21 protein-coding genes and 1 pseudogene (1 of these 22 running past the window's edge) are annotated in these 21,362 nt (G+C 39.1%); 8 read left to right on the top strand and 14 right to left on the bottom strand.

Features of this window, described 5'->3' with window-relative positions; translation table 11 throughout:
* The first annotated feature begins 10 nt into the window (after nucleotides 1-10).
* From IGL15_RS02275 to IGL15_RS02260, 4 genes are all read left to right on the top strand, one after another.
* Nucleotides 11-1,042 (top strand): aldose epimerase family protein, encoded by a 1,032-nt coding sequence (locus IGL15_RS02275; protein WP_002331671.1) that lies wholly within the window; start codon nucleotides 11-13, stop codon nucleotides 1,040-1,042.
* Nucleotides 1,043-1,048: 6 nt separating this feature from the next.
* On the top strand, nucleotides 1,049-2,236 hold the full coding sequence (locus tag IGL15_RS02270) for a galactokinase (RefSeq protein WP_002286858.1): 1,188 nt from the start codon (nucleotides 1,049-1,051) through the stop codon (nucleotides 2,234-2,236).
* A gap of 155 nt (nucleotides 2,237-2,391) precedes the next feature.
* Nucleotides 2,392-3,774, top strand: coding sequence for a Y-family DNA polymerase (locus IGL15_RS02265; protein WP_104765574.1), 1,383 nt, complete (start codon nucleotides 2,392-2,394; stop codon nucleotides 3,772-3,774).
* Nucleotides 3,746-4,132 (top strand): hypothetical protein, encoded by a 387-nt coding sequence (locus tag IGL15_RS02260; protein ID WP_104765575.1) that lies wholly within the window; start codon nucleotides 3,746-3,748, stop codon nucleotides 4,130-4,132. The genes IGL15_RS02265 and IGL15_RS02260 overlap by 29 nt, the downstream gene beginning before the upstream one ends.
* 195 nt (nucleotides 4,133-4,327) lie before the next feature.
* Here IGL15_RS02260 and IGL15_RS02255 read toward each other — a convergent pair whose 3' ends face one another.
* From IGL15_RS02255 to efp, 14 genes and pseudogenes are all read right to left on the bottom strand, one after another.
* Complete coding sequence (locus IGL15_RS02255) at nucleotides 4,328-4,996, bottom strand: DUF421 domain-containing protein (protein WP_002297894.1); 669 nt, start codon at nucleotides 4,994-4,996, stop codon at nucleotides 4,328-4,330.
* Nucleotides 4,997-5,184: 188 nt separating this feature from the next.
* A pseudogene (locus tag IGL15_RS02250) lies at nucleotides 5,185-5,982 on the bottom strand (IS3 family transposase); the annotation flags it as partial.
* A gap of 280 nt (nucleotides 5,983-6,262) precedes the next feature.
* Nucleotides 6,263-7,642 (bottom strand): FAD-dependent oxidoreductase, encoded by a 1,380-nt coding sequence (locus IGL15_RS02245; RefSeq protein WP_002286868.1) that lies wholly within the window; start codon nucleotides 7,640-7,642, stop codon nucleotides 6,263-6,265.
* 175 nt (nucleotides 7,643-7,817) lie between these two features.
* Nucleotides 7,818-8,987: a pyridoxal phosphate-dependent aminotransferase gene (locus IGL15_RS02240; protein ID WP_104765576.1), complete on the bottom strand. Its 1,170-nt coding sequence runs from the start codon at nucleotides 8,985-8,987 to the stop codon at nucleotides 7,818-7,820.
* The gene (locus IGL15_RS02235; protein WP_002297890.1) at nucleotides 8,962-10,113 is read right to left on the bottom strand and encodes a M20 family metallopeptidase; all 1,152 of its coding nucleotides are present in this window, start codon (nucleotides 10,111-10,113) and stop codon (nucleotides 8,962-8,964) included. Before IGL15_RS02235 ends, IGL15_RS02240 begins: the two co-directional genes overlap by 26 nt.
* Nucleotides 10,073-11,422, bottom strand: a complete 1,350-nt coding sequence (locus IGL15_RS02230; RefSeq protein WP_002304192.1) for an aspartate kinase — start codon at nucleotides 11,420-11,422, stop codon at nucleotides 10,073-10,075. Before IGL15_RS02230 ends, IGL15_RS02235 begins: the two co-directional genes overlap by 41 nt.
* 8 nt (nucleotides 11,423-11,430) lie before the next feature.
* Nucleotides 11,431-12,432 (bottom strand): aspartate-semialdehyde dehydrogenase, encoded by a 1,002-nt coding sequence (locus IGL15_RS02225; RefSeq protein ID WP_104765577.1) that lies wholly within the window; start codon nucleotides 12,430-12,432, stop codon nucleotides 11,431-11,433.
* Nucleotides 12,433-12,447: 15 nt separating this feature from the next.
* On the bottom strand, nucleotides 12,448-13,143 hold the full coding sequence (dapD, locus tag IGL15_RS02220; protein WP_002301230.1) for a 2,3,4,5-tetrahydropyridine-2,6-dicarboxylate N-acetyltransferase: 696 nt from the start codon (nucleotides 13,141-13,143) through the stop codon (nucleotides 12,448-12,450).
* A 5-nt stretch (nucleotides 13,144-13,148) separates the two neighbouring features.
* A complete protein-coding gene (dapB, locus tag IGL15_RS02215; protein WP_104765578.1) occupies nucleotides 13,149-13,865 on the bottom strand; it encodes a 4-hydroxy-tetrahydrodipicolinate reductase in 717 nt (238 codons plus the stop codon).
* Nucleotides 13,862-14,743 (bottom strand): 4-hydroxy-tetrahydrodipicolinate synthase, encoded by an 882-nt coding sequence (gene dapA / locus IGL15_RS02210; RefSeq protein WP_104765579.1) that lies wholly within the window; start codon nucleotides 14,741-14,743, stop codon nucleotides 13,862-13,864. Before dapA ends, dapB begins: the two co-directional genes overlap by 4 nt.
* 2 nt (nucleotides 14,744-14,745) lie before the next feature.
* Complete coding sequence (dapF, locus tag IGL15_RS02205) at nucleotides 14,746-15,546, bottom strand: diaminopimelate epimerase (protein WP_002294349.1); 801 nt, start codon at nucleotides 15,544-15,546, stop codon at nucleotides 14,746-14,748.
* A complete protein-coding gene (gene lysA, locus IGL15_RS02200; protein ID WP_002286883.1) occupies nucleotides 15,533-16,792 on the bottom strand; it encodes a diaminopimelate decarboxylase in 1,260 nt (419 codons plus the stop codon). The genes dapF and lysA overlap by 14 nt, the downstream gene beginning before the upstream one ends.
* A gap of 214 nt (nucleotides 16,793-17,006) precedes the next feature.
* The gene (locus tag IGL15_RS02195; protein ID WP_002301233.1) at nucleotides 17,007-17,177 is read right to left on the bottom strand and encodes a hypothetical protein; all 171 of its coding nucleotides are present in this window, start codon (nucleotides 17,175-17,177) and stop codon (nucleotides 17,007-17,009) included.
* Between the two features lie 100 nt (nucleotides 17,178-17,277).
* A complete protein-coding gene (gene efp / locus IGL15_RS02190; protein WP_002289434.1) occupies nucleotides 17,278-17,841 on the bottom strand; it encodes an elongation factor P in 564 nt (187 codons plus the stop codon).
* Between the two features lie 427 nt (nucleotides 17,842-18,268).
* Here efp and IGL15_RS02185 point away from each other — a divergent pair, with 427 nt between their 5' ends.
* The 4 genes from IGL15_RS02185 to IGL15_RS02170 all read left to right on the top strand — a co-directional run.
* Nucleotides 18,269-19,186, top strand: coding sequence for a PLP-dependent cysteine synthase family protein (locus tag IGL15_RS02185; RefSeq protein WP_002289436.1), 918 nt, complete (start codon nucleotides 18,269-18,271; stop codon nucleotides 19,184-19,186).
* Between the two features lie 12 nt (nucleotides 19,187-19,198).
* The gene (locus IGL15_RS02180; RefSeq protein ID WP_002301236.1) at nucleotides 19,199-20,344 is read left to right on the top strand and encodes a cystathionine gamma-synthase; all 1,146 of its coding nucleotides are present in this window, start codon (nucleotides 19,199-19,201) and stop codon (nucleotides 20,342-20,344) included.
* Nucleotides 20,345-20,514: 170 nt separating this feature from the next.
* Complete coding sequence (locus IGL15_RS02175; RefSeq protein WP_002289439.1) at nucleotides 20,515-20,973, top strand: S-ribosylhomocysteine lyase; 459 nt, start codon at nucleotides 20,515-20,517, stop codon at nucleotides 20,971-20,973.
* A gap of 158 nt (nucleotides 20,974-21,131) precedes the next feature.
* On the top strand, nucleotides 21,132-21,362 hold the 5' end (the start) of the coding sequence (locus IGL15_RS02170; RefSeq protein WP_104765580.1) for a glutathione peroxidase. The gene runs 240 nt beyond the window's last position; only the first 231 of its 471 coding nucleotides appear in the window; its start codon is at nucleotides 21,132-21,134; its stop codon lies beyond the right edge, outside the window.

The raw sequence follows: 21,362 nt of genomic DNA, 5'->3' as shown, positions 1-21,362 counted from the left end.
GATCTTGAAAATGAAGATTACAGAAAAAGATTTTGGCCAAGGTTATCACTTGATAACCTTGGAGAACAAAAACAAGCTAGCACTTTCTATCTCTGATTTAGGTGCTAGAATCGTCAGTTTAAAATCAAATGATCGAGAATTAGTTTTGGGATTTGACACCGCTGAAGAATATATCGAAAAAGATCCGTATATCGGTGCTTCTATCGGTCGCACCGCAGGGAGAATCGAAAATGGCCGCTTTTCTCTCAATGGAAAAACTTACCAATTAGCCACAGATCCAAAAACTGGACATAATCTGCATGGTGGTGCTCCTGGATTTGAATTAAAAAAATGGTCTTATGTCATTTTGAATGGCGAAAATGAAGCTTCTGTCATTTTTACTACTACAAGTCCCGACGGAGAACATGGTTTTCCAGGTACAATGGATGTGGAAATCCGCTATACTTTGACACAAGATAATATCTGGCGAGTGACCTCTCGCGGCACCAGTGACCAAGATACTTTATTCAATCCGACAAATCATGTTTACTTCAACTTGACGGGAGATGCTTCTCAGTCAATCGATCAACATGAGCTTTGGCTCAATAGCGAAGCTTATGCTCCTTTGCGAACAGATAGTATTCCTATAGGGGTAAAAGAAAATGCTGCAGGAAGTGCTTTCGATTTTCAAATACCTAAAAAATTAGCGTCCGTTTTTGCTAGTGATTTGGATCAAAAAAATCTTGTTGACGGAATCGATCATCCATTTTTCTTAAAAGAAACCGGCTTGGATAAAGAAGCCGCTCGCTTGACTAGCCCCGATAAAAGAATCCAAGTAGATATTGCTACAGATGCTTCTAGTGTGGTTATTTTCACTGCAAATTTCGGCACAGAAACACCAGAAATGCGCAACCGAAAACTGGCACATCATGGTGGCATCACATTTGAGACTCAAACAGCTCCAGGTGCAGAGCGCTTCTCAGCATTTGGTTCGATTCATTTAAAAGCCGGATCAGTATTTGAAACAGTGACAGAATTCAAAATCAAAACAAGAAAGGAATAACTCATCATGGAAATCAAAAGAAGCTTAAACACAAAATTTGCCGAAACATTCGGACCTAAAAAAACTACACAATACTTCTCACCAGGACGCATCAATTTGATTGGTGAACACACAGATTACAATGGAGGCCATGTCTTCCCCGCTTCCATCACTTATGGAACGCAAGGTGTAGCAGCACCTCGAGACGATAATAAAATATTAGTTTATTCCACAAACTTTGACGATATCGGTGTCATTAGTTTTACTTTAGATGAGCTAGAATATGATAAAAAAGCAAACTGGGCAAATTACGTAAAAGGAATGGTCCTTAAATTAAAAGAAGCTGGACACTCAATCGATCATGGGTTTGAGTTGTTAGTGGAAGGAACAATCCCTAATGGTGCAGGACTTTCCAGTAGCGCTTCATTAGAATTATTGGTAGGTGTTGTATTAGAAGATCTGTTTGATTTAAAAACAGATCGCTTGGAACTAGTCCAAACAGGTAAAAAAGTAGAAAATGAATTCATCGGTGTCAATTCAGGTATCATGGATCAGTTTGCCATCGGCTTCGGTGAGCTAGATCATGCAATCTTATTAGATACAAATACGCTGAAATACGAAATGGTCCCAGTGAAACTAGATGGTTATGCAATCGTCATCATGAATACGAATAAGCGGCGGGAATTGGCAGATTCAAAATACAATGAACGTCGCAGCGAATGCGAAGAAGCCTTGGCACGTTTGCAAAAAACTTTGCCTATCTCTTCTTTAGGAGACTTAGATGAAGAAGAATTTGAATCAACTATTGACCAAATCGGCGATGATACATTGATACGCAGAGCTCGCCATGCCGTTTCTGAAAATCAGCGGACTTTGAAGGCAAAAGCTGAATTAGAAGCTGGGAACTTAGAAGCATTTGGTCAACTGTTAAATGATTCTCACCACTCTCTTCGCTATGATTATGAAGTAACTGGGATCGAATTAGATACACTAGTAGATGCTGCTCAAAAACAAGAAGGTGTCTTAGGTGCACGAATGACAGGAGCTGGATTTGGTGGCTGTGCGATTGCTCTTGTCAAAGAAGAAAATATACCTGCCTTCAAAAACAATGTCTATGATGAATACATGAAAGTTGTCGGCTATGCTCCGGAATTTTATGTTGCACACATTGGAAATGGGACAACAAAGATCGATCCAGAAGCTGTTCATGTTTGATAAAAAAATCAACGATCTCAGCTAAAAACAAATAGATAAAAATAACCTCTCAGCAATTTCCAAATGTGAGCCTTTTGCTCGTATTTGAAAATTGCTGTTTTTTATTGACACGGAAAGAGAACATGTGTTCTAATTGTGTTGAAGAGGTGATTGTTATGTGGGCGAATCAAAATCCGGTATTTGTTTATGAAAAAGAACCTTCAAGAGATATTTTATGTATTGACTGCAAATCTTTTTACGCCTCCGTAGAGTGCGTTGAAAAGGATCTTGATCCCCTTACAACTAAATTAGTAGTCATGTCCTATCCGTCCGATTCGACAGAAACACGGGGTAGCGGATTAATCTTGGCTTCCAGTCCTGCAGCAAAAAAAGCTTACGGCATCACCAATATCAGCCGTGCCAGAGATCTTCCCTTCCCCTATCCAAGTGATTTATATATTGTTGCCCCAAGGATGGCCTATTATATGGAAAAGAACAGAGAAATCAATTCTATCTATAAAAAATATGCAGACGAAGCGAACCATCATGTCTATTCCGTCGATGAAAGCTTCCTTGATGTAACAAATAGCATGGCACTCTTTGGTAAAACAAATGCGTACGACATGGCTAAACTGATCCATAAAGATGTGTTTAAGCAGACCGGAATCTACACGACTATAGGAATTGGCGATAACCCGCTACTTGCTAAACTAGCCTTAGACAATGGCTCAAAAGACGGAAAGCAAATGTTTGCTGAATGGCGTTATGAAGATGTACCAGAAAAGTTATGGAAAATCTCAGATATCACTGACTTTTGGGGAATCGGCAAACGAACAGCAAAACGTCTGAAACAAATGGGTATACATTCTGTTTATGATTTAGCTCACGCGGATTATTATCACTTGAAAAGCAAGCTAGGGGTCATCGGTACTCAGCTTTATGCCCATGCTTGGGGGATCAATCGAAGTTTTTTGGGACAAGAATATACACCAAAATCAAAAAGTATCGGAAATAGTCAAATCCTAGATAGAGATTATACAAGACGAGAAGAAATCGAGATCGTTATCAAAGAAATGGCCGATCAAGTCGGCACTCGCTTGAGACGATCTGCAGCAAAAACACAAGTAGTCAGCTTATGGGTAGGATACTCTTTAGGCTATCTTGATCCAAATGGCAAGACCGGGTTTCACCAGCAAATGAAAATCGAAGCGACAAATGCTAGCAGAGATCTAGCAGATGCTTTATTGACCATTTTCCACCAGCATTACCACTACCAGGATATTCGGCGTGTAGGCGTGAACTGTTCCGACCTCGTATACGCGACAGGTTTACAGCTTAACCTTTTTGAAGATCCTGAAAAGCAGATAAATGAAGCGAAAGTTGATTTTGTTGTCGATACGATTAGAAAAAAATACGGCTTTCAATCAATCATCCATGCGCATAGTCTCTTGCAAGGAGGACGCGCCATCGCACGTAGTTCTCTCGTTGGCGGGCATGCAGGTGGTATGAGTGGATTAGAAGGTGGAAAAGATGAGACGGACAGCAAAAAAATTCATTGACTATAACGAGTATCGAGATCGGCCATTTGGATTAAAATGGGGGACTGCTTTTGCGATGGAAGAACTAGTCAACGGTATCAAAAAAAATGAAGAAGAAGCACGCAAACAGCCTCTTCCTAAACAACAAATGACATTGCAAGAAATCGATAGTATACTGACAGAAGCCTTTTTATCTCGTAAAGCAGTAATCATTCAGCTCAATTTAAAAGATGAATTTGGAAGACTCTTGGATGAGGTCAAAGGGCACTTCATTGGTGAAGCCTATGAAGATTACTTTATGATTGACCATCAGCCGATATTGTGGGAAGACGTACGGTATATTGAGTTAAAGGAAACAAAAAAATGGTTTGTGACATGAGAGGTTGTGACAGAAGTGATCAACTTCAAAAAATAAGAAAGGATTTTTCGAAAATTGCTTCTTAAATTTTTGTGGAATTTTGGCTTATTTTTCGAAGAAGCAACTTCTGGAACAACGTATATTAGATATCAGAGGTTGTGAAAAAGTCGCTTAGTTTTGAGTAACAATCCAAGGCGCTGATTTCACAACCTCTGTCTATCCATCTATTCGGTAAGATTCATGCATGACGTCTTCTTTATTTAGTATGTAGAGCCCTTTTTCTTCTGACCATTCAACATAAATCAGCTGTTTTACATCTGCATAGCCTTCTTTCTTCAAGTTCTCCATAAGCCATGATTCAGTCAATTGATTGGACTGAAGCACTTTATGCTGAATTTGCCCTTCATCTACAAGCAGGATCGATAAAGCTTTGTCTTCATCTGATTTTTTCAATACACTCATTTGACCGGCATTCTCTAGGATAACATGTTTGGCATTTTCAAGAGAAAAGCATTCCTGCTGTCTTAAGATTGCTCGCAACTGCTCCATCTCGATATGGTTATTTGTCAACTCTGTCATGTTGATGACGCCGTCTTTGATTAGAACAGATGGCTCGCCTTTGACCCAACGATTGACCTTTTCATTTCTTTGGACGATACGTTCGATACCATAAATCATTACTGCCCAAAGCGCAATGGCAAATAGGACATGCCCTACATGGACATTGTCATCATAGGTTGATTCTTCTAAGATCCCACCTAAAACAAGCGTATAGACTAAATCAAACGGTGTGATTTCTGACATGGATTTCTTCCCAAGCAAACGTACCACTAATAATAAACCGATCAACCCGAATACCAGTTTCATTGTAATTGAAAAAATCATTTTTTCTCCCCCTAACTATCTGTTAATTAAATTATATATGCTTTCTCACGAACACGCATGGAATATACAAGGAAGAAATGTATCCTTTTACTAAAAAAAGGACTGTGACACTGTAGTGACCCCCAAAAGTTAGACTTTTTTGGAGTGGAGAAATCCACTCCTTTTTTTCATGCTCTAAAATGATATTTTTACACAACCGTTACGGTTGTTTTACGAAATTGGACGAGACTTTGCCAGTTTAATTTCTGTTTTATCCGTTCATTATTGTAGTAATAGATATAGCTATCGATGGCTGATTTTAATTCCTCGAAACAGTTATAAACTTTCCCGTGAAAAATCTCTTGTTTTAATAAGCCAAAAAAATTCTCCATAAGTGAATTATCTAAGCAGTTCCCTTTCCGAGACATGCTTTGAAAGATTTTGTACTCCTTCAATTTGTTTCTATAAGCTTTCATTTGATACGCCCAACCTTGATCTGAGTGAAACGTACGACGATAGGGACAATCGTTAGTGGTCTGGATAGCTTCCTCCAAACCTTCCATTACCGCTAATGCATTGGGCTTTTCAGAGATACGATAGGATAAAATCTCACTATTGAACATATCCATAAAAGGATCTAGATACAATTTCTTTTGACGGATAATGCCTTTGGCATCCACTTCATGGTATTTAAATTCAGTTGTATCCGTCGTGATTTTCTGATGGCAGATACTGGTGTAGAAACGACGATGGATCCGATTTTTGGCTACTGCTCCAACTTTTCCTCGATAAGAATTGTAGCGACGTGATTTACGCGTGTATGCCGTTACTTTTATTCCTAGCTTCTTGATCAAGCGCTGAACTTTCTTTTTATTGATAGAGAAACCGCGGTTTCTTAGTTCATTGGTCATCCGTAAACAGCCATAATCCTTGTGCTTCTCCCGAATTTTAAGCATTTCCGCTTCAATCTCTTGATCTGGATTTTTACGGTCCAATCGCCTTTGCCATCCAAATAATCATGAACGATCTTTAATTTAAGTTCAAAAGTATATTTAACCATAAAAAATACCGACCTCCAAAAGTTAGATTTTTTGGTCTAACTTTTGGGGGTCGGTACACAAATCGTGTCACAGTCCCTTTTTTGAAAATAAACGGTGTTCAAAAGCTTGCATCTGCGGTAATAAGTCCAGCCAAGTTAAAAACATAAGAAGCTGTTTTTACTTGGCTGTTCTTATTACTTGATGCAAGGCAGCTTTTTCACAACCTCTTTTCAAATATTTCGTTTTCTTATTCTACAAATGGTTCTTCTCCTAACGCTTGTTGAGCGGCTAGATTCAACATGCTCCATTGTCGGTCAAAGCCTGGCTGGAAGAAGAAGTCAGCTTCTGCTAGTTCTTCTAAAGTCAGTTTGTTTTGGATCGCTAGTGCCAATACATTTCCTTGACCTGTAACATCATAGGTAGATAATACTGCTCCTCCTAGCAATTGATGGGTCATTGGATCCGAGAATAATTGGATGGACACTTTTGGATTTCCTTGTTCTTCTGGTACATATTTTGGTCTTAACGTATCTTCATAATAAGACACTCGTACATCTACTCCTGCTTTTGCTGCTGTAAAGCTATTCAATCCGCTTGCTGCAAAATGATAGTCAAAGACACTTAATGCAGAGGAACCTACGACTCCGCCGAACGGTTTGTTTGGTACTTCTTCAAAAAGATGTTTTACTACATAACGTGCTTCTCTACGTGCAACAGTCGCTAAAGCGATCGGCATTTTTTTGCGTGCTGGGATAGAATAAGCAAGTGTAGCATCTCCTACTGCATACACATCTGGAAGATTCGTTTGCAAGTATTCATTTGTTTGGATCCAGCCACGTTCATCTAAGTCGACGATCCCTTTTAACCATTCTGTATTTGCCTTCACACCGGCAGCTTGAATGACTAGATCTGCTGGGATTTCTTTTTCACTTGTTTTGATTGCCTCAACTTTTCCGTTACCAGTAAAAGCTTCGATTTTTGCATTTGTCAAAACTTCAATACCGTTTTCATTTAGGTGTTGTTCTAAAATATCTGTCATCTCAGCATCTAAATAAGTGCCTAAAGGTCTATCGATCACATCAAGCAATACGACTTCTTTCCCAGCTTTTCGGCTTGCTTCTGCTGCTTCGATCCCAATGTAACCCGCACCTACGACAGCGATTTTTTTAATAGCCGGATCATTTAATTTTTCTTTGATTTTGGTTGCCCAATTGTATCCACGCATCAAGTAGACATTTTCTAGATCTGCTCCTGGTACTGGCAGATTGTTTGGTTTGACACCAGAACTCAAAATCAATTTGTCATAAGGATATTCTTTTGTTTCGTTATCTGATGCGCTAGTAACCGTTACTGTTTTTTTATCGGCATCGATCGTTTTTACTTCGTGATTATTTAAAATATGAACATTGGATTGCGGAAAGTTTTCTGGTCTGAAATTACGTACATCATTTACATCTGTTACCTTGTCTTCTAAATACAGCTCCATACCACATGACATGAAGGAAATATAGTCTCCTGCTTCAAATAGCGTGATATCTACATTTTCACCGTATCGTGTCAATAGTTCCAAGATCGATTGATGCCCTCCATGAGATGCACCTACAATGACAACTTTGATTTTTTCCATTGATGAAACCTCCTTGAATATTCTTTTAAAATCATTCTAAACAATTTAAACTTAACATTACATTAGTTATGAATCAAAAGAAACGCGTTCATTTGAACTAAATTTAAAAAACAATCGTCTCCTTGCAGAATATACCGCAAAATTAACGATTGTTTTTTTTGATAAAATCTATGAATCACTGTTCTGTTAAAAAGTCTTTGATCCGTTTGCAGGCCTCATGTAATTTTTCCATGCTGCTAGCATAAGAAATCCGGATATAACCTTCTCCTTCTGGGCCAAATGCAATTCCTGGGATACACGCAACTTTTGCCTGTTCCGCTAATTCTACACAAAACTGCCAAGAGTCAGTTTGAATGACAGCTGGGAGTTTGCAAAACAAGTAAAATGCACCGTTTGGCTGGGTCACTTCAAATCCTAAAGGCGCCAATTGCTGGACCAGATAGTCTCTTCGTGTTTGATATTGCTCTTTCATATTCTCGCTATCTTTCACCCCATTTATTAGCGCTTCAGCCGCAGCTTTTTGCGCCATCGTTGTAGCGGCAGTCACCAGATATTGATGGACTTTAATTAGTTCGTCAATAAGGGCTTTTTGAGCAAAAATAAAGCCCACTCGCCAACCAGTCATCGCATGTGACTTGGATAACCCGCTTATCACGATTGTTTGTTCTGGAAGATAAGTAGCTATGGACATATGCGTTCCACTATAAGTCAATTCAGCATATACTTCATCACTTATAACAAATACCGGATATTTTTTTAAAACCTCAGCGATTGCTTTCAATTGTTTTGCAGACAATGTCGTCCCAGTAGGATTGTTAGGATAGTTTAAAATGACTGCTTTGACAGCTGATCCATATTGTTCAAATGCTCGTTCAAATTGTTCCGGCTGACAGACAAACCCTGTGTCAGAAGTATCTATCGGGATCAATTCAGCACCAGCTAGTTCCACTAATGGCTGATATCCTGAATAAGCAGGCGCTGGAATAAGAACCTTGTCTCCTTCTTCCAAAACAGATAACAATGCAGAGGCAATCGCTTCCGTTGCACCAACCGTCGTCAAAACTTCCGTTTGCGGATCATAAGTTAGTCCATAACGCTGCTGCTGAAACATACAAGCAGCTTCCCGCAGTTCCTCCAGTCCTCTCATTCCGGTATAGTGAGAAAAGTCTTCTTCAATCGCTGCTATTCCGGCTTGTTTGACATGCTCGGGAGTTGGAAAACCCGGTTCTCCCAGGGTGAGTTTGATCACATCTGGTATCGAAGATATTTGCTGATCGAATTGTCGTATTTTTGATACTTCTATTCTAGAAAGCCTGGGACTAAATCGATTGGATAAATTCATCATTATTTACTCGCTCCTCTTTTGAACTGCTATCGATTTTTACAAGAAGATTTTCTGTAAAAAGAATCGTTTTGTACCATTCTACACCATTTTCTAAAACATCCATATCAAAATCGAACGTCGGATCATGTAAAGCAGGGGTATCACCGACACCTAAAAAGAAAAATACACATGGATATTGTTGCGTATATATGCCAAAATCTTCGGCTTGAAGAACTGGAGCATCTAATTCATGTAGTTTGTTTGAATCTAGCAGTGCTGCATATAAGCCTCTATGGTTGATTACAGCTGGATAGCCGTCATTATAGTGAAAAGAAATAGTAGCTGTAGAGTGAAACTGTTCTGCTAAATGGTCTAATCCCCTCTTCAAATAATTTTGCATATCTGAACTGTAAGAACGGATACTTCCGGATACAATAACTTCTCCAGCTAAAACATTTCGGATCGTTCCACCTTGGATTTGGCCAAATTTCATTAGATGATTCCACTCTGCCGGTAATTGCCGGTCAAAATCATAAACATTCTTCAAAAATCGTACAGCTGCCTCCAGACTATCGATTCCTTTTTCACTAGAAGCAATATGTGCAGACTGGCCTTTAATGATAATGTCTGTTTCACTGCTTTGTGCCATCAAAGGTCCTGGTCGAGAGAAAACTTCTCCCTTAGCTAGTCCAGGCCATAGATGAAAGCCAAATATTGCTTGTACTTCATATTTATCCAACAATCCTGACTGAATAACGCTTTGTGCGCCACCGGAAATTTCTTCTGATGGCTGATAGATCAGTACTACATTATAAATAAGATCCTCAATGTGTTTAGTTATAAAGTCAGTCAACCCTAAAAGCATCGCCATATGTCCGTCATGACCACATGCATGCATATACCCTTCATGCTTAGAAGCAAAAGAGAGATTCGTTTCTTCTTTGACTGGCAGTGCATCGATATCTGTTCGAAAAGCAATCGTTTCTTCTTGTTGATTATCAAAATAAAGGAGTAGTCCTGTTTCGCCGATTTCATGGATAACGGCCCCGCTGTTTTTTACTTGTTCATATAAATATTTTTTTGTCTTGAATTCATGAAATCCGATTTCAGGAATTTGATGGAGTGCCATTCGATATTCTTTCAGCATCCGTATTCACCATCCCTTCATAGATACCCTTCACTACTGTTTCATATTGATTATTCGGTACACCGATGATCAGATTCAACTCCTGTGCTCCTTGTGATAAGATCGATGTGCGAATTTCTAATTTGTTCAATATCGATAACACTTTTCCAGATAAACCGATCAATTCTTTATGCGGTCCGCCAACGACAGAGATCAAAGCTAAGTCTTCAATCACGACGATTTCTTCCACGCCAAGTGTTTCTTTTAATTCTTTCGTGATGAGAAATAATTTATCGGCAATCGCTTCTGCTGAGACGATCACTCCGATATTGTCGATCCCTGAAGGAATATGTTCGATTGATATCTCATGTTTAGCAAAAATGCTCATTGCTTTCCAGATAAACCCGATTTCATCGGACATATGACGTTTGAATAAAGTGATGGAAAGAAAATCCTTGCGTCCAGCTATTCCTGTCAGTCCATTTTCCTTTTCTATTTCGTGATTCGATATTTTTGTCCCTTGAGCGAAAGGATCATTGGTATTTTTTATTTGGATGGGGATATCAGCCTCTTGAACTGGGAAAACAGCTGCTTCATGAAGAACGTTAGCCCCCATATAAGCCATCTCTCTCAGTTCTCTAAAAGAGATTTCCTCGATGATTTTAGGATGATCGATGATTCGCGGATCAGCCATCATGATTCCTGAAACATCCGTCCAATTCTCATAACTTTCCGCTTGCAACATCTTCGCCAGTATCGCGCCGGTAATGTCGCTTCCCCCACGGCCCAATAATTTTTCTTTTCCTGCAGGGTTCGCCCCGTAAAACCCTGGAACAACCATTTTCGGATATCTTTTAAATGCTTTTGTGATTTCCTGTGCTGTTTTTTCCTGATCGATTTTCCCATCATAGTCAAAGAAAATCAGGTCTTTTGCGTCAATAAACTGGTAACCAAGATACTCAGCCATCAGTTGAGCAGTCAGATATTCACCTCTACTTACTAAATAATCTTCAGTTATCTTTTCGTCTTCCAGTTGTTTCTGTATGCGTGCTAGTTCATCTTCAATAGGTAACTGCAGGGCAAGAACATCTCTTACTTGAATGAAACGATCACAAATCCTTTTCCAAAGGGGTGTCCAATCAACATGATGCTGAAGGTAAGCATAAATCAAATAAAGTAAGTCTGTTACTTTGTCATCATCTGACGTACGTTTGCCTAAAGCAGAAACAACGATCACTTGGCGATTGGGATCTGAAAGAACAATTGTACGGACTTTTTTGAATTGCTCTTCATGAGACATCGATGTTCCGCCGAATTTCGCTACTTTCAGCGTATTACTCATCTTGCCACCTCCGCTATTTTCTGCATTAAAGCTGCAGCAATCTGTACGGCATTCGCAGCGGCTCCTTTGCGTATGTTATCGGCAGTCGTATAGAACAACAATCCGTTCTCTAAAGAAGTGTCTTTTCTGATCCTCCCAACATAAACCATATCTGTTCCTCTAGCAAGAATGCTCGTCGGATATTTATGTGCTGCTAGATCATCTTCTAATTGAATCCCTGGAAACTGGCTGAGACACTCTCTAATTTTTTCCGTCGTAAACTCTTTTTGCAGTTGAACTGCCACAGAGACTCCATGTCCATTTTCGATTGGCACACGTACGCAGGTTGCTGATACTGGCAAAGCAGGCTGATGCAGAATCTTACGGGTCTCATTTATCATTTTCTGTTCTTCTTTTGTATACCCATTTTCCAAAGGCTGATCGATTTCCGGAATCACCGTTTGGCTAATATTATAAGGATACAAAACTGGTTCCTCGTCATTTTGCGTACGATGAAGATCTTCAATGCCTTTTTGCCCGGAACCAGAAACTGCTTGATAGGTCGAATAATTGACTCGCTGGATACCAAAGGCTTCTTGTAAAGCTTTAAGCGGAAGTACCGCTTGAATGGTTGAACAATTTGGATTTGCAATCAGCCGATTCAATGTATAGTCTTTCAGATTGACCTCTGGAACGATTAATGGAATATCCGAATCTTCCCGCCATGCTGAGGAATTATCTATGACAAATAGTCCCTGACTTCGTGCGATTGGCGCAAACTCTTTGGATACAGAAGCACCTGCAGAAAATAGCGCTAAATCATATCCTTCAAATGAAGTTTCTGTCAATTCCTGTACAGTGTGTTTCTTTTTCTTGAATACACAAACTTTACCGGCTGAACGTTTTGAAGCTAATAATTTCAATCGTCCTACTGGAAAATCATATTCTTCTAACACTTTGAGCATCGTTTGGCCGACTAATCCGGTTGCCCCCACAATACAGGTATCTATTTCGCGCATTTTTCTCCATCTCCTCTATAATTCGCGTAACGCAGCAATCAATGCTGTATTTTCTTTTGTCTGATCATCACTTATTTTTAATACACGTGCAGGTATTCCACCGACAACAGTGCCTGCTGCCACATCTTCTAAAACCACTGCTCCTGCTGCCACGACTGCATCTTTTCCGATATGGACACCTTCAACAATCACTGCATTCGCACCTACCAGTACGCCGTCTTCTACGATAACCGGTTTGGCCGATGCTGGTTCGATCACACCTGCTAAGACAGCTCCTGCACCAATATGGCAGTTTTTGCCCACTGTCGCTCGTCCACCTAAGACAGCACCCATATCAATCATCGTGTTTTCACCGATTACTGCACCAATATTGATAATCGCTCCCATCATGATCACGGCATTGTTGCCGATTGACACTTGATCTCTGATAATAGCACCTGGTTCGATACGAGCATTAATTTTTTTAATATCTAGCAAAGGAACTGCGCTGTATCTTGCAGCAGTTTCGATTTCGATTTCAATGATTTTTTCTGATTCAGCTTCTAAAACCGGAGCAATCGTCTCATAGTCACCAAAAACAACGAAGCTGCTTCCTTCACCAAAAACTTTACTTTCTTTAAATTCGATTGGCTCGGTTACATTCAGATAGACTTTCACAGGCGTCTTTTTAGATGCCGTTTGAATGTAGCGGATGATTTCTTGAGCTTCCACGTTTTTTACACCCCTTTGTCCATTAATAAATCTTCTAATTTGTAATAACCTGGTGACTGATCTTTCAACCAGTCCGCTGCTTCTACTGCGCCTGCAGCAAAGATTCGATTAGAAAAAGATTCATGTTTGATCGTAAATATTTCATCAGTAGCAGCAAACAATACATCATGTTCACCAGGTAAAGAACCTGCACGAATACTGTGTACACCAATTTGGTTTTCTTCTCTTTTTTTCCCTTGCCAGTTGTATACGGGCTGCAGCTTTTGCACTTCTTGGATTGTTTGAAGCAGCATATTTGCAGTACCAGATGGTGCATCTTTTTTACGACTATGATGTTTTTCAATCAGTTCGATCTGCCAGCCTTGCAACATTGCAGCTGCTTGCTTGATTAGTTGATTCATCACCATGATGCCGAACGAAAAATTAGCACTATACATCACAGGTACATGTTTGGCATGTTCTTTTATTTCTTGGAACTGTGATTGTGTATAACCTGTCGTGCCAATGACTAACGGAAGTTGATATGATAAGCTATACGAAAGGATTTTCTCTAAATTATCTGGATGAGAAAAATCAATAAGCAGTTCTGGCAGTTCCGGAAAAGCAAGCGTAGTTGCTTCTTTAGGTGCCGTCCGTAAAAGAAGGACCGTATCTCCTCTTTCTTGTGCAACTTCTTCGACTCTATTTCCCATCTGTCCACTGCCAATCAGTCCGATTTTCATTTTTCAACCGTCCTTTCTTTTAACAAAAGCTGAGCTAATTGTTTCTTTTTCTCTTTTGAAAGAGAAACTAAAGGCAGGCGTAGAGGTCCGGAAGGTAAGTCTAATAATGACATGGCTGCTTTGACAGGAATAGGATTGGTCTCACTGAACAAGGCATGGATCAGTTCAAGTGCATTTAATTGCTCTTCTTTTGCTTGCTGCCATCTTCCGTCCTGCGTATCTTTTACTAATTCATGGACTATTTTAGGTTGGATATTCGCCCATACACTTATTACACCGCTTCCTCCTACACTCATTACTGGTAGGATCAAATCATCATTTCCACTGTAAAGGAAGAATTCTTTTCCAATCAACCGAGCGGCATCCATCACATAAGCCATATCTCCTGAGGCTTCTTTCAAACCAATGATATTAGGATGTTCTGCTAAATTTACTAATACATGGATTGGAATCGACATGCCTGTTCTAGAAGGAACATTATACAAAATAAGCGGAATCGGTGAGGCTTCTGCAATTGCTGTAAAATGAGCAGCTAGTCCTGCATCACTTGTTTTGTTGTAGTAAGGGGTGATGACCAAAAGTGCGTCTGCCCCCAAAGAAGCAAAATGCTTCGCTTTTTCAATCGTTTCTTTCGTATTATTCGTTCCAGCTCCTGCAATCACCGGCACACGGCCAGCCACTTTCTTTACTGTCAGTTGAAGGATCTGCTCCTCCTCAGATTGTGTGAGCGTAGAAGATTCTCCTGTTGTACCTAAAACTAATAATCCGTCTGTTTGTTCATCTAAATGGAATTGGATCAATTTTTCCAAACCAGCATAATCTACTGATCCCTCTTCATTCATCGGCGTGATCAGCGCCACGATCGAACCTTTTATCATCTTCATTCCTCCAATATTCTTGTCCATTCATGAACTGCTGGGCCAGCCATTTGTATCGCATCCTCACCAGAAATCATCAAGTCTCCTTGTTCCAAGTGAACAACTACCTGATCTGCTGAAATTTTCCCAGTTTCCTTAGCAACCACATAAGAGGCACAGCAACCTGTACCGCAAGCAAGTGTCCAACCTACTCCTCTTTCATAGGTACGGACGATCAATTCTTGTTCATTGACTACTTCTACAAAGTTGACATTGGTTTTTTCTTTGAACAAAGGATGATGACAGATCAGTTCACCTCTTTTTCTCCAGACTTCCTCACGCGCATTTTCAACAAAAACAACGGTATGAATCGTTCCTAAAAATAAACTAGTGATCGTTACTTTTTCACCATTGATCTCTATTTCCTGGTTTTTTATTGGATAAGTTTGATTAGCTTTGATTTTTTCCGGAGAATCATCTGGCACTCCCATATCTACGCTGCAATAAAAAGGTGAGGGATCCAACACCGTAATTTTTCTTGTGCCTGCTAATGTCTCTACGTTGAATTCCTGTTCATTCATCATGTTCTGATCATTTACGTATCGAGCAAAACAGCGAATGCCATTTCCGCACATCGGCGCGCGGCTGCCATCTTTGTTGTAATAGATCATTTCCAACGGATCGATTTTTACGGCGATCAATCCGTCTGTATCATATTTTTCTTTTGTGCATAAAGAAGCGGCTAATTGACTATAATCTGTGTCTTCTGCGTAATCTAATAAGATAAAATCATTTCCGCAGCCATTATATTTATGAAGGATCATAGGAAACTTCCCCCCTTAGTAGATCAGAAAATGCTTGTCTGCGAACAATCAGTCTTGATTGGCCATTATTGACAAAAACAACTGCTGGTCGTGTCGCTCGATTGTAGTTGCTGCTCATCGAGTATCCATAAGCTCCCGTGGAATAAACAGCTAAAAGATCACCCGATTCTGCTTTCGGCAAATAAGCTTCTTTAATTACCACATCGCCTGATTCACACATTTTTCCTGCAATCGTCACTTTCTCTGTTTTTTCTTCCGACAGTTTTGCTGCTAAATCACAATCGTATTCTGCCTGATACAGAGCTGGACGGATATTATCTGTCATCCCGCCATCTACAAAGTAATATTTTTTATGTGGTGTCTTTTTGATGAAACCAATCGTGTATAGTGTTGTACCAGCTTCTCCAACAATACTTCTACCCGGTTCAATCAGTAATTGACGAATGGTCAGTTTTCGTTTTTCCAAAGCTTCTTCCGTATATTCAATCAGTTTTTTTAGTGCCTCTTCGACTGGGATTGGCTGATCATTTTGTGTATAACGAATCCCAAACCCTCCGCCAAGATTCAAGGAAAGAGGTTGGTCAAAATCGGTTAAGTAATTCGTCAATTTGTCGATTTCAGCTAACCAAGCAGTAACATCAAAAATTTGTGACCCGATATGAGCATGAAATCCTTCTAACTCTAGATAGCTGCTTTCTTTTATCAACTGAAGGGCTTGTTGGCACTCTTTACTTTCATAGCTCATGCCGAATTTTGAATCAATATGCGCAGTGACGATATATTCATGAGTATGTGCTTCTACTCCGACATTCAACCGAAGCATGATACAGATTTTTTTTAAATAGCGTTGGCTTAATTCTGCTAATAATTCAACTTCCATCAAATTATCGGCAACAATATGCAACAAATCATTTTCAAGTGCATAGATCAGTTCCTCTGGCGTCTTGTTGTTACCATGGAAGTAGATAGTATCTCTAGGGAAATCAGCTTGCAAAGCGGTATAGATTTCCCCACCACTGACAACATCTAGCCCGAATCCATATTCACGAACTAAATGCAGCATCTCAATCGTTTGGAATGCTTTAGAGGCGTAAAGTACTTTTGTATCAAAACGTTTCGATACAAAGCCTCGCTTGAATGACAGCATCGTTTGTCTCATCTTTTCTTCATCATACACATACAGAGGTGTCTTATACTTTTCTGCCAATGTGCTTGCTGTGACTCCGCCAATTATCAATTCTGTCATTTTTTCATTCCTCTTTTCACTTTTTTTCCGTTTTTATTGGAATTTCATTTGATAAAGATTTGAATTTTATTGGAATAATATTAAACAAAATTTTCTGAATTGTCTAGTATATTTCGAAATATTTTTTTAAAAATAAGAATAAAAATGGTTATAAAAACAAAATACCCGAACTATTAGAAGCTATTTATACACAAAAACATAAATTCAACACTATTTAGTGATGAAAAAATATTTTCGCTTCAATATAGTTCGGAATAGTTCGGATATTTTCAATTTTATGAATCATTTCAATTTCTTCATAAATAAGTGCAGTTTCTTCTCTCTCTAGCTTTTGCCATTCATCTTTCAAAATATAAATAAAATCAAATACTTTTTTATTTTTCAATTTGCTGATTCCGCAAAAAACCTCTTGAAAGGCAGATCCGATGATCTGCCTTTCAAGAGGTCAAGCTCTGTTTTCAAATTCTTATCAATCCGTTAGCGAATTATTTTGACGCACGTTTTACATAAGAACCTTCTGCTGTATTGATTTCCAACAATTCATCTGTTTCGATGAAGTCAGGAACATTGACTACTAAGCCAGTTTCCATTGTCGCTGGTTTACCTGAACCAGTGACTGTTGCACCTTTGATGGAAGGTTGTGTTTCCACAACACGTAATACGACAGTTGTTGGTAATTGAACGCCGATGACTTCGCTACCGAAGAATTGGATTTTTACTTCCATGTTTTCTAGGATATATTTCATTTCTTCTTCTACTGTTTCTACAGGAATTTCATATTGCTCATATGTTTCCAAATCCATGAAGAAAGCTGTATCATCCATCGTGTACAAATATTGTACAGGTTTTGTGTCGATATGTGCTTTTTCAAATTTTTCTTCTGGTCTGAACGTTGTGTCGTATGTTGCACCTGAACGGACATCTTTCAGTTTCATACGCATAACTGTATTTCCTTTACCAGGTTTATGGTGGCTTGCATCCAGAACTTTAATCAGTTTGCCGTCTTGTACGAAAGTCATACCGGCTCTTAAATCACTTGCTGAGATCATTATTTTTGCTCCTTCTTTTCTTTATCATAATCAACTTTATTGTATCAGACAACCGGCCAGAAAACTAGAGTATTCTCTATCTTTTAAGGTCTCATGCCTATTTGTCAGAAAAATAAACACGGGTAAACGATGCTATCGAAATATTTTTTTCTTTCAATCCTTTGACTTTTATTTTTTTTCATGCTATCGTTAATAAAAATTTTACTTGGAGGGATACACATGACAGTCAGCAACCAAAAACAATTGAATCGTTGCTGTTGTATGGTGCATAAAAGCAGCATACTATTTGTCATGTCTATTAATTGCCCTTCATAGAATGAGTACCAGGTAACTTATCTTTTTATCTACTCAATTTTTCTCTATGTCTTTCAAGGAGCTGATTTAATAGTCAGCTCCTTTTTTTATTATCTTTTTTTAGGAGGCCCATATGATTATCTCGACAATTACAGAAGCTATTGGTTCCACACCGCTTTATCGCTTTGACAATCAGCACTATTCTATGCCTAAAGGTTCTGCTATTTATGCAAAACTAGAATATTTAAATCCTGGAGGAAGTATCAAAGATAGATTGGGCAGTTATTTGATCAAAGAAGGATTTGCCCAAGGAAAAATCAATGAAAAAACGACGATCATCGAACCAACTGCCGGAAATACAGGAATTGGGATCGCTCTGGCCGCACTCACATACAAATTAAGAACGGTTTTTGTTGTTCCAGAGAAGTTTAGCTTAGAAAAACAACAATTGATGAAAGCATTGGGAGCAAAGATCATCCATTCTCCTAGTGAGCAAGGAATCATCGGTGCCATCAGCAAAAGTAAAAAACTTGCAGAGGAGATATCAAACAGCTATCTGCCTCTTCAATTTGAAAATAAAGATAATCCTGCTGCTTACTATCATACGTTAGGGCCAGAAATCTTTCATGAAATCAAAGAAAATATCCATAGTTTTGTAGCAGGAATTGGGAGTGGTGGAACCTTTGCTGGAACTTCTACCTTTTTGAAAGAAAAATATCCCGACATTCGAATAATCGGTGTAGAACCAGAGGGCTCTGTGTTAAATGGTGGTGATCCAGCCCCTCACGAAATTGAGGGTATCGGTGTAGAATTCATTCCGCCGTTTCTTTCTCCCCTTTCAATCAATCAGATCGAGACAATCTCTGATGTAGAAGGGTTTAACTATACTAGGCAGTTAGCACGAGAACAAGGACTATTAGTTGGAAGTTCGAGTGGTGCGGCTTTTGCAGCAGCATTAAGAGAAATTCGTCGTTTACCACCTGGTCATCGTGTCGTTACGATTTTTCCAGACGCAGCAGACCGCTATTTATCAAAAAACATTTACTTATAGGAGGAAAGAAACATGCACATTCAAACAAAATTGATCCACGGAGGCATCAGTGAAGATCCCACAACAGGAGCTGTCAGTGTACCTATTTATCAAACATCCACTTATCGGCAAGATGGCGTCGGCCAGCCTAAGCAATATGAATATTCGAGATCTGGTAATCCTACTCGTTTTGCATTGGAAGAACTGATTGCTGATTTGGAAGGCGGTGTTCGAGGATTCGCTTTTTCTTCTGGTCTTTCTGGGATTCATGCCGTTTTTTCTCTTTTTCAAGCTGGCGATCATATCTTATTAGGAGATGATGTCTATGGAGGAACATTCCGTCTATTTGACAAAGTTCTTACTAAAAATGGTCTCGAGTACACGATCATAGATACGAGTAATCTTGATAAAATAGAACAATCCATCAAACCCAATACAAAAGCACTTTATCTTGAAACACCTAGCAATCCGCTTCTAAAGATTACTGATTTAGAAAAAAGTGCCACTCTGGCTCATCAACATGGATTGATAGTTATTGCTGACAATACATTTGCTACTCCTTATTTTCAAAGACCTTTAGATCTCGGTTCTGATATCGTTGTCCATAGCGGTACCAAATATCTAGGCGGACACAGCGATGTAGTAGCTGGTTTAGTGACTTCTAACCATAAAGATCTAGCCGATCAGATCGGATTTTACCAAAATGCTATCGGAGCCGTACTTGGTCCCCAAGATAGCTGGTTACTTCAGCGCGGAATCAAGACACTAAGTGTTCGTATGGAGGAACATCAAAAAAATGCTTTTGTGGTAGCTGATTTTCTATTTTCTCATCCAGCAGTAGAAAAGGTCTACTATCCAGGATTACCCCATCATGAACTCCATGGAGTTGCTAAGCAGCAGATGAGCGGCTTTAGCGGAATGATTTCTTTTACTTTAAAAAATGAAGAAACTGCTATTCCATTTGTTGAATCACTCCAACTATTTACTTTAGCAGAAAGTTTAGGTGGCGTAGAAAGTTTAGTGGAAATTCCTTCTGTCATGACTCATGCGTCTATTCCAAAAGAAAAACGAGAAGAGGCTGGCATAAAGGACGGCTTGATCCGTCTTTCTGTAGGAATTGAGTATGGTCAGGATCTCATAAACGATTTAGCTCAGGCATTTGACAGAATCAAGAACTAGAAGTCCCAATAAACGACTTAGCAGAAAAATCTAAAAAATATTTCAGATTGCTACACCTTGGAAACGATAAGTGTTAGAATCAAGTAGAAAGACGTTTTTGTAAATTTCACTAAATAATTCTTTAGTGAAAAGCATCAAAACGAATGAACAAACAGATAGGAGTCTTACAAATGAGAATGAATGTCGAAAGTTTTAATCTTGACCATACAAAAGTCAAAGCACCTTATGTACGTGTAGCTGATCGAAAAACGGGTGCGCATGGCGATGTCATCATTAAATACGACGTCCGCTTTAAACAACCAAATAAAGAACACATGGACATGCCAAGTCTACATTCACTTGAGCACTTGACTGCCGAACTAATCCGCAATCACGCAGATTACATCGTAGACTGGTCTCCAATGGGATGCCAAACAGGCTTTTACTTGACTGTATTGAATCATGAAAGCTACGAAGACATTTTAGATGTTCTTGAAGCAACAATGAAAGATGTTCTTGAAGCTACTGAAGTACCTGCAAGCAATGAAACACAATGTGGCTGGGCTGCCAGCCATACACTAGAAGGTGCACAAGCTTTGGCTCGTGAATTTTTAGCAAAACGCGATGAATGGTCTGAAGTAGAAGCATAGTTTCTAAAAGAACGTAAAGATGAGAAGCAATATAGCTATCTTATCTTCGTATTTTATTAAATATTTATTGTCTGAAAAGAGTTCTAAACGGGAAAACAAATAGCTAGTTTTCAGTTTAGCGCTCTTTTTATTATATAAAATAGAAAGGAGAAAACTTTATGTCTATTTATAATTTTGAAACTACTTTAGAAGACGGCACTGTCTATTCATTGAAAAAATATGCAGGCAAACCGATAATCATTGTTAACACTGCAACAAAATGCGGTCTAGCACCTCAATTTAAACAATTAGAAGAACTTTACCAAGCTTATCAGACACAAGGTCTGGTTATCTTAGGCTTTCCTTCCAATCAATTTAAACAAGAGCTAGATTCAGCGACTGAAGCAGCA

The organism is Enterococcus sp. DIV0436a, from assembly GCF_051711605.1.
In the GTDB taxonomy this organism is placed as follows: domain Bacteria; phylum Bacillota; class Bacilli; order Lactobacillales; family Enterococcaceae; genus Enterococcus_B; species Enterococcus_B faecium.
Note: the sequence above shows the minus strand (reverse complement) of the source record. Positions and strands in the feature narration are given on the sequence as shown.

Excerpts from the sequence above, each read along its gene's own strand:
- dapF (WP_002294349.1), bottom strand. The coding sequence starts at position 15,546 with ATGATCCTTCATAAATATAATGGCTGCGGAAATGATTTTATCTTATTA.
- IGL15_RS02225 (WP_104765577.1), bottom strand. The coding sequence starts at position 12,432 with ATGCGCGAAATAGATACCTGTATTGTGGGGGCAACCGGATTAGTCGGC.
- dapB (WP_104765578.1), bottom strand. The coding sequence starts at position 13,865 with ATGAAAATCGGACTGATTGGCAGTGGACAGATGGGAAATAGAGTCGAA.
- IGL15_RS02245 (WP_002286868.1), bottom strand. The coding sequence starts at position 7,642 with ATGGAAAAAATCAAAGTTGTCATTGTAGGTGCATCTCATGGAGGGCAT.
- IGL15_RS02260 (WP_104765575.1), top strand. The coding sequence starts at position 3,746 with ATGAGACGGACAGCAAAAAAATTCATTGACTATAACGAGTATCGAGAT.
- IGL15_RS02255 (WP_002297894.1), bottom strand. The coding sequence starts at position 4,996 with ATGATTTTTTCAATTACAATGAAACTGGTATTCGGGTTGATCGGTTTA.
- IGL15_RS02175 (WP_002289439.1), top strand. The coding sequence starts at position 20,515 with ATGAGAATGAATGTCGAAAGTTTTAATCTTGACCATACAAAAGTCAAA.
- dapA (WP_104765579.1), bottom strand. The coding sequence starts at position 14,743 with ATGATAAAAGGTTCGATCGTGGCGCTGATCACGCCGATGAATGAAGAG.
- lysA (WP_002286883.1), bottom strand. The coding sequence starts at position 16,792 with ATGACAGAATTGATAATTGGCGGAGTCACAGCAAGCACATTGGCAGAA.
- IGL15_RS02265 (WP_104765574.1), top strand. The coding sequence starts at position 2,392 with ATGTGGGCGAATCAAAATCCGGTATTTGTTTATGAAAAAGAACCTTCA.
- IGL15_RS02235 (WP_002297890.1), bottom strand. The coding sequence starts at position 10,113 with ATGCTGAAAGAATATCGAATGGCACTCCATCAAATTCCTGAAATCGGA.
- IGL15_RS02275 (WP_002331671.1), top strand. The coding sequence starts at position 11 with ATGAAGATTACAGAAAAAGATTTTGGCCAAGGTTATCACTTGATAACC.
- IGL15_RS02185 (WP_002289436.1), top strand. The coding sequence starts at position 18,269 with ATGATTATCTCGACAATTACAGAAGCTATTGGTTCCACACCGCTTTAT.
- IGL15_RS02180 (WP_002301236.1), top strand. The coding sequence starts at position 19,199 with ATGCACATTCAAACAAAATTGATCCACGGAGGCATCAGTGAAGATCCC.
- efp (WP_002289434.1), bottom strand. The coding sequence starts at position 17,841 with ATGATCTCAGCAAGTGATTTAAGAGCCGGTATGACTTTCGTACAAGAC.
- IGL15_RS02270 (WP_002286858.1), top strand. The coding sequence starts at position 1,049 with ATGGAAATCAAAAGAAGCTTAAACACAAAATTTGCCGAAACATTCGGA.
- IGL15_RS02240 (WP_104765576.1), bottom strand. The coding sequence starts at position 8,987 with ATGATGAATTTATCCAATCGATTTAGTCCCAGGCTTTCTAGAATAGAA.